The sequence below is a fragment of the Anaerocolumna sp. genome (assembly GCF_032079385.1).
GTDB lineage: Bacteria > Bacillota > Clostridia > Lachnospirales > Lachnospiraceae > Anaerocolumna.
The window spans coordinates 104,050-119,458 of record NZ_DAMAUC010000009.1 but is presented as its reverse complement, the minus strand read 5'-3'; the positions used below and the strand labels follow the sequence as shown (position 1 = coordinate 119,458).

Genomic DNA, 15,409 nt, shown 5'->3' with positions numbered 1-15,409 from the left:
AACAAAGAAACCAAATCCATACAATAGTATATGCTATTAGGACTATTACAAATAAATGAATTAAATAAACAAGAACTAAAATAAAGGAGGATAAACAAATGTCAAAGATAACAGTACAAGTATTAGATAACGCACCTCTTATCATAAAAGGTGAAGCAGAATTAATAGACGGTGAAGGAAAAGCAATAGAAACCTCATCCGAACTACACTTATGCAGATGTGGCCTATCCAAAAACAAACCATATTGCGATGGCTCCCACAGGGAGAAATTCGAAAGTAAAGTAAGAGCAAAATAAGAATAATAAAATCGAACAAATACTTAACAATCACAATAAAAATAAAATATCCAATATAAATATCCAAAAACAAAACTAACCATAGGATTAACATCCTATCCCCAATAGACATATCTAAAAATAGCCGGAGGAATGATTATCATTATATTACATTCCCACCCGGCTATTTTCTTATCTGCCAACAAAAACAAACCATTCATCCTATAACTATAACCAATATTTTAACTTCCCATTTCTGTTTCCTAAATTTTATATTTTATAATCGAAAACGTAACTTGTCTCCTGCTATACTTTCCCCAACAAAGTAAACTCAAGATGAGAGGAAGGGTAACTGTTAATAAAGTGTCTTTCTCTTGCTACGAGCATTTCAGCCCGATTGTACGATTGGAGAAGTCAACTTGTTGACTTTTCAAAGCGAACAATCGAGCTGAAATGCTCGTAGCAAGAGAAAGACACTTTATTAACAGTTACCCTTCCTCTCATCTTGTCTACAACCCTACTAAGAAAGTATAGCAGGAGACTCATCAACATTTAAGTACAATCACAAAATCCCCGTATGTTCAAGAAGAATTTTAAGCCCCATACAGACTAACACAATACCCCCTACCAATTCTGCCTTTGATTTATATCTTATTCCAAAAATATTTCCAATTTTAACTCCAACCATAGATAAGATAAAAGTAACAATACCAATAAATGAAACAGAATAAATAACATCCACTTTAAGAAAAGCTAAAGTAATACCAACCGCCAAAGCGTCTATACTTGTACTAAAAGCAAGAATCACCATGTTTTTAAAACCAAGATCACCACTTGGACATCCTTCATTTCTCATGGATTCCTTGATCATACTAATACCAATAAAAGCTAATAAGAAAAAGGCAAACCAATGATCAATGGAAGTGATGATATCTCTAAACTGCACTCCCAGGAAGTAACCGATTAAGGGCATACCCGCCTGAAATATCCCAAAATACAAACCTACTGTCAAAGCTTTCTTAAAGGTGACTTTGTGCATGGATAAACCTTTACAAATAGCAACAGCAAAAGCATCCATAGAAACAGCAACAGCAATCAGAAATAACTCTAGTAAACTCATTTTAAAAACTCCTTTAGTATATTAATTTTTAGTACAAAAAAAGACCAATCTGCAGTCTTCTCCCGCAGATAAGTCTCATTATACTAACAATTTTAAATGCAATTGAAGTTTATAAAGCCAGATGTAAAACATCAGTATGTTGACTTTATCACACAAACATTGTGCTAATTACTCCCTTATCATTTGCTAGTATACTTGCTAAACAAGATTTTGTCAAGGTTTTGATAGCTGTTTGCCTAAATGGTATGATAGTTGTTAGCCTAAATGGGTATATTATTCAAAAATTAAACTTAAAAAAATTAAGTTCACATAGTCTTGGCAATATGGTATAATATAGGAGAGAACAATAACCATTTGTGCGTCCATGTACTAGTACATGAACATATTACCTGAAATGAAAGAATGGAGTGATTATATGAGTAAAATTATAACCATTAGCAGACAGTACGGAAGCGGAGGAAGAGAAATCGGTAAAAAGCTTGCAGCTAACCTAAACATTCCTTTCTACGATAACGAATTAATTGCCAGAGCAGTAAAAGAAAGTGGTTTTGCGGCAGCAGCATTTGAGAATGCAGAAAGAAAAGCAACCAATAGCTTACTCTATTCTATTGCCATGGGATTAAATGCTTATGGCAGCCAGGAACTTGGTTTCACTCATCTTTCTTTAGATGATAGAATATATCTTGTTCAATCCGACGTAATACGTAAAGTTGCACAGGAAGGACCTTGTGTAATAGTAGGAAGATGTGCTGACTATATACTAAAAGATATGCCGGATGTAGTAAATATATTTATATGGGCCAGTTTAGAATTTAGGAAAAAGAGAGCGATGGAATTAGATCATATGCCTAAGGATAAAGTAGAGGAAGAAATCCGTAGAATTGACAAAAGAAGAGCCAATTATTATAATTACCATGCCAATGAGAAATGGGGAAAAGCAGAGAATTATCACTTATCCCTGCGCAGTGATTATATAGGTATTGATAATTGTGTGGAATGTATAAAGAACTATATTGAACATAAGATCTAATATTTAAAAATGTAACTAGGTAATTATGATATGAAAGAATCATTTCATAATTACCTAGAATATTATAGGGAGATAAAAAATGAATGAAACTGAATAAAAAGCTGAATGAGAAATACACCTTAATATCCATCTACGTAATCGTAACAGCTATGATTATTTATAGCTTAAGTTTAGTTGCTAAAAGCGCACCGGCAATCTTTCAATTTATCATGGATAAATTGTCCTGGCTGGTGAGAGTAGCAAGGCCAATAGTCTTGGCATTTGTATTTGCATATATCTTTGATCCGGTAATTGAATTCTTTGAAAAGAATTATAGAAAGATAAAGATAGGAAGAAAAGGGAAGGAAAGACATCTCAAGTCTCCCAGAACATTAGCAGTATTAACTACAATCATCCTTATTGTATTTGTGTTATCTGGTATAATATCCTTATTGGTGTTCAGCGTAACGGATCAAATCCGTTTTGCTAACTTTGATGACCTTATAATACTGGCAGAATCCTACAAGAAGAATATCAATGATTTCTATAGTTCTGTTTTAGTTCAATTAAATAAATTAGATATTCAATCCGAAGAAGTATCAGACTATGTAAGACTTGTTTCCACAAAGTTATTAGATGGGTTAAAAGTTATGGCAAGTTCTCTGGTGTCTTCTATTAGTAATATATCCTCCTACTTAACTACATTTATATTCTCTACCATTATAGGCATATATTTTATGATTGATGGGGCTATGATTAAGAAGTTTGTTAGTAAAGTAGGTAAAGCCTTATTAGGTGAAAAGTCAAATAAAAGAATCAGCAGATTTATAGAGGATGTAGACCATGTATTTAGCGGCTATATCAGAGGGCAGTTAACAGATGCGGTGGTTATGATGATATTAATTAGCTTAACCTTATCCGTTGTTGGGGTGAAGTTTGCTTTTCTTATAGGAATCATAGCAGGAATCGGTAATTTAGTGCCTTATCTTGGGCCTTTTATTGCCTACGGAGGTTCTGCAATCGTATGTCTTATTAACGGACAGTACAGGGAATTGTTAATTGCCGTTATTGCCCTGTTTATTGTTCAAACATTGGATGGAAATGTTATACAACCAAAATTACTTAGCCAAAGTATAGAGATTCATCCGGTATTGGTAATCATATCCTTAATATTCGGTAATGCAATTGGCGGGTTACTGGGTATGTTATTGGCAGTTCCAGTAGGTGCATTAATTAAAGTCTTATTTGTCAGATATATAGATTACAGACTGGAAAAGAAAAATGGGGAAGAAGGAGAAGAGAAGGGGGAAAAGGAAAAAAAAGTACAATTGGAAAGAGTGCAGGAAAGAAAAAAGATATAAGACATAATTAATAAATTAAAATAGAACAAAAATCAAAGATCATATTGGAATGTCATAATATAAAATATGACAGTATATGCTATGAATTCAGAAATTCTTAAGAAATTATATAGTCTTTATTTAAGATTTTTAGAGTAGGATTATTTAGAAACCAAGGAATAATTTAGGAGGTGGAGCTAGAGTGCAAAACCAGGTTGAAACTGTAATTCAGGTTAAGAATGTAAAGAAGATATACAGAATGGGAACAGAGAGAATATTTGCGGTAGATGATGTGAGCTTTGACATTTTAAAAGGTGAATTCTGTTGCTTGCTTGGAACATCCGGTTCAGGTAAATCAACTTTACTAAATCTAATGGCCGGCATTGAGAAACTATCAGCCGGTCAGATTATTATAAAGGGAAAGAAAATACATCGAATGAACGAAAGCAGCTTAGCAAGATTTCGGCAGCGGTACTTAGGATTTGTTTTTCAATCCTATAATCTGATTAATTCTATGACTGCGTTGGAGAATGTAGAATTCCCTCTGGTGTTTAAAAGAGTGAAGGCGAAGAAAAGAAAATCCCTGGCAAAGGATATGCTGAAAAAGGTTGGTTTGGGAAACCGTGTTGCTCATAAACCTAAAGAAATGAGTGGCGGTCAGCAGCAGAGAGTTGGTATTGCCAGGGCTTTTGTTGCGAAACCAGAAATTGTATTTGCAGACGAACCTACGGGTAATCTGGATACCAAAACGACTATGGAGGTCATGGGTCTGATACGTCAGATAGCTAAAGAAAACAAACAGACCATTGTAATGGTAACCCATGATAGACGTTTAGCAGAATTTGCAGACAAGATTATACATATATTGGACGGTAAAATTCAGGATATTGAAATCAGACGGGATATTACTCAGAATAATGATGAAGATTCAGAACAGAGCCCGGAGGGAACTGAGAATAAACCGGATGTAAAAATCAATGTAGATGCAAACGATAATGTAAGTGCGAAAAACAGCACAGTTGCAAAAACCAATGTTGCTGCGAAAGATAATGCAGAATCAAAAAATAATGTAGATATGAAAACCGATGCGGTTGTAAAAACCAATGTGGATGGGAAACAATCTGCAGATGTGAAACGAAATGCGGATGAGAGAGTTAATGCAGATGAAGACAGAAATGCGGATATGAAAAGAAATGAGAATTCGAAACGTAACGCAAGCACAAAACGCAAAAATGCAAATGCGAAAGACAAAAATGCGAAAGACAAAAATGCAAAAACAATAGGCAATTCAGATACAAGGAACAAAATAGATGTGGGAAGTACTACAGATACAAAAGAGAATATAGATTCAAAAAGTAATACAGATACAGAGCTAGATATAAAGATAGATTTAGACGGTATCTTTGATATGAATGTAGATATTGTGTATCCGGAGGAAGTTGATTCAGAAACACCGTCAAAAGACAACAATATAGACCATATGTCAGACATTGCATCTACGAAAGAATAAAGATGCATATACATAAAAATAAAGGACGGAATCAGAGTAGACTTGAGGAAGAATGAGATATAAATAAAGCTAATTAAAAAGGAAGAAGAGGGATTAAGAATGAAAAAAGCAAGAAAAATATTAATGCTAATTGTGATATTTGCTTTAATAATCAGCAATTTATCAGGAACTCCATTATCCGTGAATGCGGCCACTGCATCTTTAAGCTTTACTGAAAAAGTAAATGATATTGTTGGAATTCCTGGTAAAACAGTTCATGTTAAGTTACCAGTTAGATCAACAGGTACTTATATATCAAATCCAAGAATTTCAGTGGATAAAAAAGATGTACCTTTTACTGCTGAGAATATTCAACTAAGCGCAGACGGTTACTCATCAAACAATCCACCTGTGGGTATATCCGCTGCTACTACTTACATAGAATTTGATTTAAAGGTAAAAGAGACGGCGAAGATTGGTGCTTATCCATTAAAGATCTACGTTAAATATACAGCTTTTAATGAGGAGAATCAAAGTGAGGAAGTTACCCTTCAGGTTCCAAGTCTTGATGTTGTTATTTCAGAAGAAAAAGAACCTGCACAATTAACAGTTGATAATGTTGCATTTGATAATGCTATCATAGGAAGCAGTGCAGATTTATCTTTTGTTATAAAGAATGAAGGTGAAATAACCGCTCTGAATACACGCTTTAGTGTAGATGGGTATGAGGCAGCAGGTATATCACCTAAATACTCCAAATTAAATCAGGAGGCAGGTTATAATGGAAAACTGACTGCAGGAGAGTCTTTTCAGGTGATACTCCCAGTAAGTATTTTATCAACTGCAACAGCTGGTTCTAAAACATTGACCATTAATATGACTTCAAAAGATATAGATGGTGTTGAAACAAAGACCGAAAATAAAATTTATATTAATATTGATGAAAACAGTAATGCACCAAAAATTGAAATTGACAGTACCAAACATGCAGGTGAATTAAAAGCTGGAAGTACTTTTAACCTGGTTACTACTTTACGCAATGCAGGTGCATCCGAGGCAAAAGATATAGAAGTTGAAATTGAAGGACTGGGAGTTGAGAGTTTTCTTCCTAATTACACTACAAAAACAGTAAAAGTAGGAAATTTAAAACAAAGTAAAAAAATTGATGCAAAAGTTCCGTTGATTGTTTCAAAAGAAGCAAAAGGAGGGCTAAAAACAGTTACAGTTAAGATTTCTTATAAAGATAGTAAAGGAAATCCTTATACAGCTACCAATACTTTATATTTGGAGGTAACAGCGGCTGACGGAGTATCTTCTGAAGGAAAACCCAATATTGTAATCAGTAATGTAACCCAAAGTCCCAACTCACCAAATGCAGGTGGAAGAGTGGATGTATCTTTTGATTTGATAAATAAAAGTAAAATTGATATTAATGAAATAAAAATAGCAGCTACTAATTTGTCTAATACTAATTTCAGTCCTGTTAATTCTGATCCTTACCAATACCTTGAGAAGTTAGAAGGTGGGAAAAAAGCAAGAATTACCATGCCTTTATTAGTTTCCAACGAAGCTGCAGAAGGTGTACATACATTAGAAATAAAATGTGACTATAAAGATAATAGCGGAACTCCACAGTCAGATCCCGCAACTATTTATGTATTGGATGTACAAAATAGTGGAGCAACCAGTAAGCCGAAATTAATCATTAGTAACTTTTCAACAGACATAGAAGAATTAAGAGCAGGAAGTACATTTAACTTCATATTCGATATCTACAATACTCATTCTAATGTGGATGCCAAGAATATTAAAGTAACGGTATCACAGGCAGAGAATGTATTTGCAGTAACCAAAGGCAGTAATACTTTCTATATTGACAAGATATCTGCCGGACAAACCAAGGAGAATTCCATCGAATTAAAGGTAAAGTCAGACGCAGTTACAAAAGCATATCCGTTAGAAATTAAATTTGAATATGAATATGCCGGAGCGGAAGTTAATCCAACTACCGGTGAAATCGGCGAGAAAGTAACAGAAACTATTAATTTGCAGGCAGTAGAGAATTCAAGACCGGTTGTAAATAATATCTATGTAGGTTCCTGGGGTACTCCTACTGTTAACCAGCCTACAGCAGTTACCTTTGAATTCTATAACATGGGTAAATCTACTCTTAACAATGTATATGCTACTGTAGAAGGAGATTATACACTAACTACTGGAAATATGTATTATATTGGAAATGTACAATCCGGTGCTTCTGAATATGTAGAAATGGAAATTATACCAACATTGGAGGGAACTGCTAAAGGTAATCTAGTTATTAGCTTCGAAGATAGTAACGGTGAAGAAGTAAAAGTTACTAAAGAATTTGAATCCGTAGTTCAAGGAGAATTTGTTCCTGAGTTCCCAGGCGGTGACGGTATGGGCGGAGAGTTCCCGGTGGAGGCCTCTGTTAAAAAGCCAATCCTTCCAATCTGGCTGTTTGTAATTATTCAAGCTGGTGTCTTAGTGGTAGGTATACCTGTAAGCAGAAAAATCGTATTAGGTTTGCATTTAAAAAAATTAAGAAAAAAAGAAGATATGGAATTAGGAGAATAATATAAAGACTAGAAGGGAGAACAAATATGAAAGTATTAATAGATCAGGATATGAATGTGCAAGTACTTCTAGATGCAGCCAATTCCTTTAATCATTCCATCATCAGTGAAAGTGCAGATATTAATATTGATGGTATGGAAGGCGGCTTTATAGAAGGCGACATGGGAGGTGATATGGGAGGAATGAAAACAAAAGATCCCCTGCTTTCCAACTGGATATTTGTAATAGGAATTACTGCCGTATCATTAGCCGTATCAATAGGGATAGGAGTATTGTTAGCAAAGAGAAAAATCAAAAAAGGACTTGAGCTGTATGAAGATTAGTGACTTATTTATCATGGGTCTAAGAAATTTAAGCAGACGTAAGGCAAGAACCGCATTAACGGTTATTGGTGTCATCATTGGTACTATCTCCATTGTGGTTATGGTTTCTATTGGTGTGGGAATGAATAAGAATTACGAATCTCAGGTCATGGAACTGGGTAGTCTGACCACTATCACAGTTGAGAGGCATGCCCCGATCATGGATGAGGAAGGTAATTATGTAGACATGAAGGAACAATCAATGGATGACAGTCTGGTCGAACGGATAAAAGAAATAAAGCATGTAAGGGCGGTATCTCCAGTTGTCAGTAAAAGTGCCATGTTAATCAGTGGAAAGTACGAAAATTACATACAAATTATGGCTATGGACAGCAGTACCTTTGAAGATTTTGATTTTCCGGCTTTAACCAGTGGAAGTTATCCAACAGATGAAAATAATAAAGTCGTGGTAATGGGTGCAGAAATTCCTAATAATTTTTACGATCCCAGATCAAGAAGATGGGAACCGACTACCGTAGATTTAGAAAATGACAAAATAATATTTCGCTTTGGATATGAATATATGCCAGAGGAAAGTAAAAAGCAATTTTCCATGACAGTGACAGATTACGCCGTGATGGAGAAGACAGATAACTGGCAATATGACGGAAATGTTTATATGGACATTGCTTACTTTGAAAGTCTTTATAAAAAGTATGCCAGTTCTTTAAAGACAGAAGATCGTAAAAAAGCGTTGAAATCCTTAGAGACCTATGAACGTATACAAATATCAGTAGATAATGTTAAAAACTTAGATAAAGTTCAAAATGCAATTAAGGAAATGGGATACCAGCCAACAAGTTTAGGAACTTTCTTAAAACCAATGCAGGAAACCTCTAGAATGCTTCAAATGGTTTTAGGTGGGATCGGTGCTATTTCCATGTTGGTATCCGCCATTAATATAGCAAACACAATGGTTATGTCAATTTATGAACGAACGAAGGAAATTGGTATCATGAAGGTACTGGGCTGTTTTATCAGGGACATAAAGAAATTGTTTTTATTTGAAGCTGGTATCATAGGACTCATGGGAGGAATTATAGGAATCATCTTAAGTTACATAACTTCATGGGGAATCAATAAGTTCGGTCAACCTTTATTTAAATCATTATTTTCAGGAAACTATATGTATAATATGGAGAATACTAAATTTTCAGTCATTCCAATATGGCTGCCATTCGTAGCAGCAGGAATTGCAATTGTTATCGGGCTTGTTTCAGGATATTATCCTGCACGTAGAGCAACTAAAATCAGTGCAATTGAAGCTATGAAGACCGACGGATGATGAGGAACTAAGTATACTTTGGCCTATATAGGATATTTGGACCTTTGAAAGTATGAGATGAAACGGGTCTCATACTTTTAAAGGTCAAATTTGCTTTATAAGGCAAATTTGAGTAGAAACAGATTGGATAAGCATAGTTCAAATCTAAGGGATTGCAGTATTTTTCAAACACTAAGGATAAAAACCCCATAAAAATAAGTTTAGCTTTTTGGATAAATGTGATATAATCGGATTAATGGTGTTATATGAAAAGGAAAGGATGAACAAGCAATGATTTGTAAAATGTGCGGTAGAAATACAGAGAATGAGAATGCTAATTTCTGTGAGTACTGTGGAAACTCATTCCGTGAGAATGGTTCTGCAATAACGGAATATAATTCCGGGATAAATCAAACTAATCAAGAAGTTCAAGAACAAGATAAAGAAAAAACAATTTCCTTTGGTAATTGGTTGTTATCTATGTTGGTACCATTTATTCCTTTTGTAGGTATATTTGCGTATCCGGTACTACTGTTAGTTTGGGCTTTTAGCAATGATACTCCCCCTTCTAAAAAGAATTGGGCAAGAGCAAGTCTGGTTGTAATTTTAATCAGTATTGTATTATTGGTTATATTCCTTGCATCTACTATGAATATGATTATGAGTGGAGAGTTTTCAGAGTATATGAGAGAATTCTACAATATGGATCAATTTTATTAAGATATATTGTCTGTACAAAACTGTCATTCTAAGGGTATATTCAGCACAGCTGAATAAAGGAGAAATCTCATTAAAAAGAGTAATTCTTTATCTTTATTCGGATATGCTGTATATGGGCTCAGAATGGCAGTTTAATGTTTTATAAAAGTCTTAATCTGATTAATAATGCTCTACTTTAATATAGTATCAATAGCTTTTAATTCATCTTGGGTAAAGTTTAAGTTCTTTAAAGTATCAATGTTTTCAAGTATTTGTGAAGATTTGCTGGCGCCAATTAATGCAGAGGTAACTTTTCCATTTCGCAGTACCCATGCCAATGCAAGCTGAGCCATTGTTTGACCACGGTCTTTGGCGATTTGCTCAAGTTTTCTAACTTTATCAATATCAGATTCACTTATGGATTCTGAAGTTAGGGAAGAGGTTCTTGAGTCCGCTGCACGAGAATCTGTGGGAATTCCATGGATATATTTGTTGGTAAGAAGGCCTTGTGCCAATGGACAGAAAGCGATACTTCCAACTCCATTTTTACTCAGTACATCTTGTAATCCATCTTCAACCCAACGGTCAAACATATTATAGATTGGTTGATGTATAAGAAGCGGGGTTCCTAAGTCTTTTAATATCTTAATAGCTTCTTTGGTTTGCTCCGGACTATAACTGGATATACCTACATAAAGTGCTTTACCGGAACGAACAATCTGATCCAGTGCCATCATGGTTTCTTCCAGTGGTGTTTCCGGATCTGGTCTATGAGAATAAAAGATATCTACATAATCTACGCCTAGTCTTTTCAGACTTTGATCCAAACTGGATATTAAATATTTCTTGCTTCCCCATTCACCATAAGGGCCCGGCCACATATAATAACCGGCTTTGGATGAAATAACAATTTCATCACGATATGGTTTCATTTCATTCTTTAAAATTCTTCCAAAGTTTTCTTCCGCTGAACCTGGCTTTGGTCCATAATTATTTGCAAGGTCAAAATGTGTAATTCCATGATCAAAAGCAGTTGTAACCATATCAACCATATTGTCGTATATATTGGAAGAACCAAAATTATGCCATAAACCTAGAGATAAAGCGGGAAGTTTAAGACCGCTTTTACCGCAACGGTTGTATATCATTGTATCGTAACGTTTTTCATTGGCTGAATACATAGTGCACCTCTTTCTAATTTTTATGTTTATTACATTTGAATCTTTTATATGTTTCTATCATATAACGTAAAACGGATTACTGCAATAGAATTTAGGTGTAAAATATGTTTTCAAAGGATCAATAATGAGGTAAAGAGATTCTGATAATCAAGTATGCAAATATCTGATTAAAAAGGAGGAGAAGGACGAATACTATACCGGTTTTGTGCATCACAACTTTAGTATTATTTTATAGGAGTTATTTTTGTTTTTTTAGTATAGAATCTTCTTATTTTATATGAATTATAATTCATTTATCACACTTTGCAATGCTTGACATACGCCAGTACATGGATTATATTATTACCTATGATAACCAATATCTGCAGCAGAAAAATAGAATGATTTTTACCACATTATCAGCTCATTATATATAAAAGCTGCATGATACCCAGATAAATAAAGAAAGCAGGATAAAACATGAGCAGAATAAGAACTCGTTATGCACCAAGTCCAACAGGAAGAATGCATGTTGGCAATCTAAGAACCGCACTGTATGAATATTTAATTGCAAAACATGAGGGCGGAGATTTTATTCTAAGAATTGAAGATACGGATCAGGAAAGATTTGTGGAAGGTGCCACTGAAATTATTTATAGAACCCTGGAAAAGACCGGTTTGATTCATGATGAAGGACCGGATAAAGATGGGGGATGCGGACCATACGTACAAAGTGAACGTCAAAAGGAAGGCATCTATTTAAAATATGCAAAAGAATTAATTGAAAAGGGAGAGGCTTATTACTGTTTCTGTACCAAAGAAAGATTAGAAACTCTAAAAAGCGTGGTTTCTGAAGAAGAAGATAAAGAAATCATAAAATATGATAAGCACTGTTTGCACTTATCAAAAGAAGAAGTGGAAGCAAATCTTGCAGCAGGCATGCCTTATGTTATCAGACAGAATAATCCGACGGAGGGAACCACTACATTCCATGATGCTATTTATGGAGATATTACAGTTGATAACGAAGAACTGGATGATATGATTCTAATAAAGTCTGATGGTTTTCCTACCTATAATTTTGCCAATGTAGTAGACGATCATTTTATGAGCATAACTCATGTAGTTAGGGGAAATGAATATTTATCCTCATCACCAAAATATACAAGACTTTACCAAGCCTTTGGATGGGAAGAACCAATTTATGTACATTGTCCTTTGATTACCAATGAAGAGCATAAAAAATTGTCAAAACGAAGCGGACACTCTTCTTTCGAAGATTTGTTGGAGCAGGGATTTGTAACAGAAGCCATTGTTAACTTTATCGCTCTTCTTGGCTGGAGCTCTTCCAGTAATGAAGAAATATTTTCCTTAGAAGACTTAATAAAAGAATTTGATTATCTTCATATTAATAAGGCACCAGCTGTTTTTGATATGAACAAGCTAAGATGGATGAACAGCGAATATATTAAGAAAATGGACAATGAAAAATATTACGAAATGGCCATTCCTTATATTAAAGAAGCCATTCATAAAGATTTAGACCTATACAAAATAGCTGATTTGGTAAAATCCAGAATAGAAACTTTCCTGGACATCAAGGATCTGATTGATTTCTTTGACGAATTACCGGAATATGATACAGCCATGTATACTCATAAAAAGATGAAAACCAATGAAGAAATATCTTTAGAGGTTTTAAAGGAACAATTACCATTATTAGAAGCCTTAGTGGATTACTCTATTCCAGCTATTGAGGAAGTAGTTATGAATTATATCGGACAAAAAGGTATTAAGAATGGTACCGGATTATGGCCTCTTAGAACGGCAGTATCCGGAAAACAGTCAACACCAGGCGGTGCATATGAAATCATGAATATAATCGGTAAGGAAGAAAGCATTCGCCGCATCAAAATTGCTATAGATAAATTAAGCAATCTTTAATGCCTATGGATATAAACGAATCACAAATAAAAGCAATTAATCATAATAAAGGGCCCATGCTGGTATTAGCAGGGCCCGGCTCTGGAAAAACTCTTGTTATTACAAGAAGAACTGCCAAGTTGATTGAAGAATACGGAGTGAATCCTCATAATATCTTAGTAATTACATTTACTAAGGCAGCAGCAGAAGAGATGAAAGAACGGTTTCTCCGATTGACTTCCGGTAAATGTAATGGAGTAAATTTTGGAACTTTTCATGCTGTGTTTTTTACAATTCTAAAATATGCCTATCGCTTTCAAGCGTCTAATATTATCCGTGAAGAACAAAGATACCAATATATGAGAGAGATTATTGAACAGAATAATTTAGAGATTGAAGATGAAAAAGATTTTATTTCCGGCATATTCTCTGAAATTAGCTTGGTTAAAGGGGAAGGACTGGACTTAGAACATTATTATTCTATTAACTGTTCGGAAGAGGTCTTTAAGAAAATATATACGGCATACGATAATCGGCTTCGAAGAGCTAATATGATAGATTTTGATGATATGCTGATTATGTGTTATGAACTGTTAAAAGAAAGACCGGATATATTAAGGGTATGGCAGCAGAAGTTTCAATATATTTTAATTGATGAGTTTCAGGATATTAATAGAGTGCAGTATGAAATTATAAGGCTTCTTGCCTTACCAGAAAACAACCTGTTTATTGTAGGGGATGATGACCAATCCATCTATCGTTTTCGTGGTGCTAAGCCTGAAATTATGCTAAACTTTCAAAATGATTATCCCAGTGCTAAAAAGATACTGCTGGATACCAATTACCGTTCATCGGCTAATATTGTAAGTAAAGCCGCATCTTTAGTAAAAAATAATACAAAAAGATATGCCAAGAACATAAAAGCGGTTAAGCCATATGGTCATGATGTGGTAATAAAAACCTTCAAAGAATTAAAAGAACAAAATAGTATGGTAGTGGCGAATATATTGCAATATTATAAACTGGGGATGCCATTTTCCAATATGGCTGTACTATTTCGAACCAATACCGGACCAAGAGCCTTAATTGAAAAGATGATGGAATATAACGTTCCTTTTCAGATGAAGGATATGGTTCCAAATATTTATGACCACTGGATTGCTGCCAATATTATAACTTATATTAAAATAGCAATGGGAAGCAGGGAAAGAGGGCTATTTCTACAGATTTCCAATCGCCCTAAAAGATATCTGAACAGAGAATGTTTTGATGAGCCTTATGTGGAATTTCCAAAGTTAAGGGAATATTATAAGGACAAGGATTGGATGATAGACCGGATTGATAAACTGGAATATGATATACACCTGCTGAAAACCATGAGTCCTTTTGCGGCTATCAATTATATTCGAAAGGGAATCGGCTATGAAGAATATTTATCCGAATATGCAGACTATCGGAGAATAAAAGGGGACGAGCTAATGGAAACCCTGAATGAATTGCAAGAAGCTGCAAAACCATATAAAAGCTATGAAGAATGGTTTGATCATATTGAAGAATATAAAGAAGAATTAAAGGAACAAGCAAATAATAGGAAGAACAAAGACAGGGATAGTGTAACTATGGCAACTATGCATAGTTCTAAAGGTCTGGAATATGAAGCTGTTTTTATCGTAGATGCTAACGAAGGCATTACCCCCCATCGAAAAGCGGTGGTTGATGCAGATTTAGAAGAAGAAAGAAGACTGTTTTATGTAGCCATGACCCGTGCCAAAGAATATTTACATATCTATTCCGTAAAAGAACGTTATAATAAGGAGCTGACCTGTTCCAGATTCGTTGGAGAAATTCTCTTAGACAGAGAAAAATTAATCCCCGGCACAAAAGTTGAGCATAAAACCTATGGACTTGGTGAAATCAAAGAAAATAAACAAGGCAGATTGGTGATCTATTTTGACCGGTTAAAGAAGGAGAGGACATTAGACTTAGAATTTTGCATTCAGAACATGTTGTTGACTATTATAGAAGAGACACAATAAGAGTGTGGAATTGGAGTAATTATGATTACCATTTTATATTAATTATAAAAGGGGCCGCTGCAAAATGAAATGTGATAACAGATATAGAGAATTAGACTGATCCTCCATATACGGTATAAAACATTCATTTTACA

12 protein-coding genes are annotated in these 15,409 nt (G+C 34.5%); 10 read left to right on the top strand and 2 right to left on the bottom strand.

The window, feature by feature from the left end:
* The first annotated feature begins 98 nt into the window (after positions 1 to 98).
* The gene (locus tag RT261_RS09285; RefSeq protein WP_313132022.1) at positions 99 to 296 is read left to right on the top strand and encodes a CDGSH iron-sulfur domain-containing protein; all 198 of its coding nucleotides are present in this window, start codon (positions 99 to 101) and stop codon (positions 294 to 296) included.
* Between the two features lie 541 nt (positions 297 to 837).
* Here the strand turns inward: RT261_RS09285 and RT261_RS09280 are convergent.
* Positions 838 to 1,395 (bottom strand): manganese efflux pump MntP, encoded by a 558-nt coding sequence (locus RT261_RS09280; protein WP_313132020.1) that lies wholly within the window; start codon positions 1,393 to 1,395, stop codon positions 838 to 840.
* A gap of 376 nt (positions 1,396 to 1,771) precedes the next feature.
* Here RT261_RS09280 and RT261_RS09275 point away from each other — a divergent pair, with 376 nt between their 5' ends.
* The 7 genes from RT261_RS09275 to RT261_RS09245 all read left to right on the top strand — a co-directional run bounded on the left by RT261_RS09275 (position 1,772) and on the right by RT261_RS09245 (position 10,177).
* The gene (locus RT261_RS09275; protein ID WP_313132019.1) at positions 1,772 to 2,425 is read left to right on the top strand and encodes a cytidylate kinase-like family protein; all 654 of its coding nucleotides are present in this window, start codon (positions 1,772 to 1,774) and stop codon (positions 2,423 to 2,425) included.
* Between the two features lie 83 nt (positions 2,426 to 2,508).
* Positions 2,509 to 3,765 carry an AI-2E family transporter gene (locus RT261_RS09270; protein WP_313132017.1) on the top strand — a complete coding sequence of 419 codons (1,257 nt, stop codon included), beginning with the start codon at positions 2,509 to 2,511 and terminating at the stop codon, positions 3,763 to 3,765.
* A 181-nt stretch (positions 3,766 to 3,946) separates the two neighbouring features.
* Positions 3,947 to 5,254 carry an ATP-binding cassette domain-containing protein gene (locus RT261_RS21150; protein ID WP_331665443.1) on the top strand — a complete coding sequence of 436 codons (1,308 nt, stop codon included), beginning with the start codon at positions 3,947 to 3,949 and terminating at the stop codon, positions 5,252 to 5,254.
* 99 nt (positions 5,255 to 5,353) lie between these two features.
* Positions 5,354 to 7,831 carry a COG1361 S-layer family protein gene (locus tag RT261_RS09260; protein WP_313132015.1) on the top strand — a complete coding sequence of 826 codons (2,478 nt, stop codon included), beginning with the start codon at positions 5,354 to 5,356 and terminating at the stop codon, positions 7,829 to 7,831.
* A 26-nt stretch (positions 7,832 to 7,857) separates the two neighbouring features.
* Positions 7,858 to 8,154, top strand: coding sequence for a hypothetical protein (locus RT261_RS09255; RefSeq protein ID WP_313132013.1), 297 nt, complete (start codon positions 7,858 to 7,860; stop codon positions 8,152 to 8,154).
* Complete coding sequence (locus RT261_RS09250; RefSeq protein WP_313132012.1) at positions 8,144 to 9,478, top strand: ABC transporter permease; 1,335 nt, start codon at positions 8,144 to 8,146, stop codon at positions 9,476 to 9,478. The genes RT261_RS09255 and RT261_RS09250 overlap by 11 nt, the downstream gene beginning before the upstream one ends.
* Positions 9,479 to 9,748: 270 nt before the next feature.
* Positions 9,749 to 10,177: a hypothetical protein gene (locus tag RT261_RS09245; RefSeq protein ID WP_313132010.1), complete on the top strand. Its 429-nt coding sequence runs from the start codon at positions 9,749 to 9,751 to the stop codon at positions 10,175 to 10,177.
* Positions 10,178 to 10,347: 170 nt separating this feature from the next.
* Here RT261_RS09245 and mgrA read toward each other — a convergent pair whose 3' ends face one another.
* Entirely contained in the window at positions 10,348 to 11,337 is a 990-nt protein-coding gene (gene mgrA, locus RT261_RS09240) for an L-glyceraldehyde 3-phosphate reductase (RefSeq protein ID WP_313132009.1), read from the bottom strand.
* 459 nt (positions 11,338 to 11,796) lie between these two features.
* Between mgrA and gltX the strand changes: the two genes are divergently transcribed.
* Both gltX and RT261_RS09230 read left to right on the top strand, forming a co-directional pair.
* Positions 11,797 to 13,260 carry a glutamate--tRNA ligase gene (gene gltX / locus RT261_RS09235; RefSeq protein ID WP_313132007.1) on the top strand — a complete coding sequence of 488 codons (1,464 nt, stop codon included), beginning with the start codon at positions 11,797 to 11,799 and terminating at the stop codon, positions 13,258 to 13,260.
* Between the two features lie 5 nt (positions 13,261 to 13,265).
* On the top strand, positions 13,266 to 15,275 hold the full coding sequence (locus RT261_RS09230) for an ATP-dependent helicase (protein WP_313132006.1): 2,010 nt from the start codon (positions 13,266 to 13,268) through the stop codon (positions 15,273 to 15,275).
* Positions 15,276 to 15,409 lie beyond the last annotated feature (134 nt).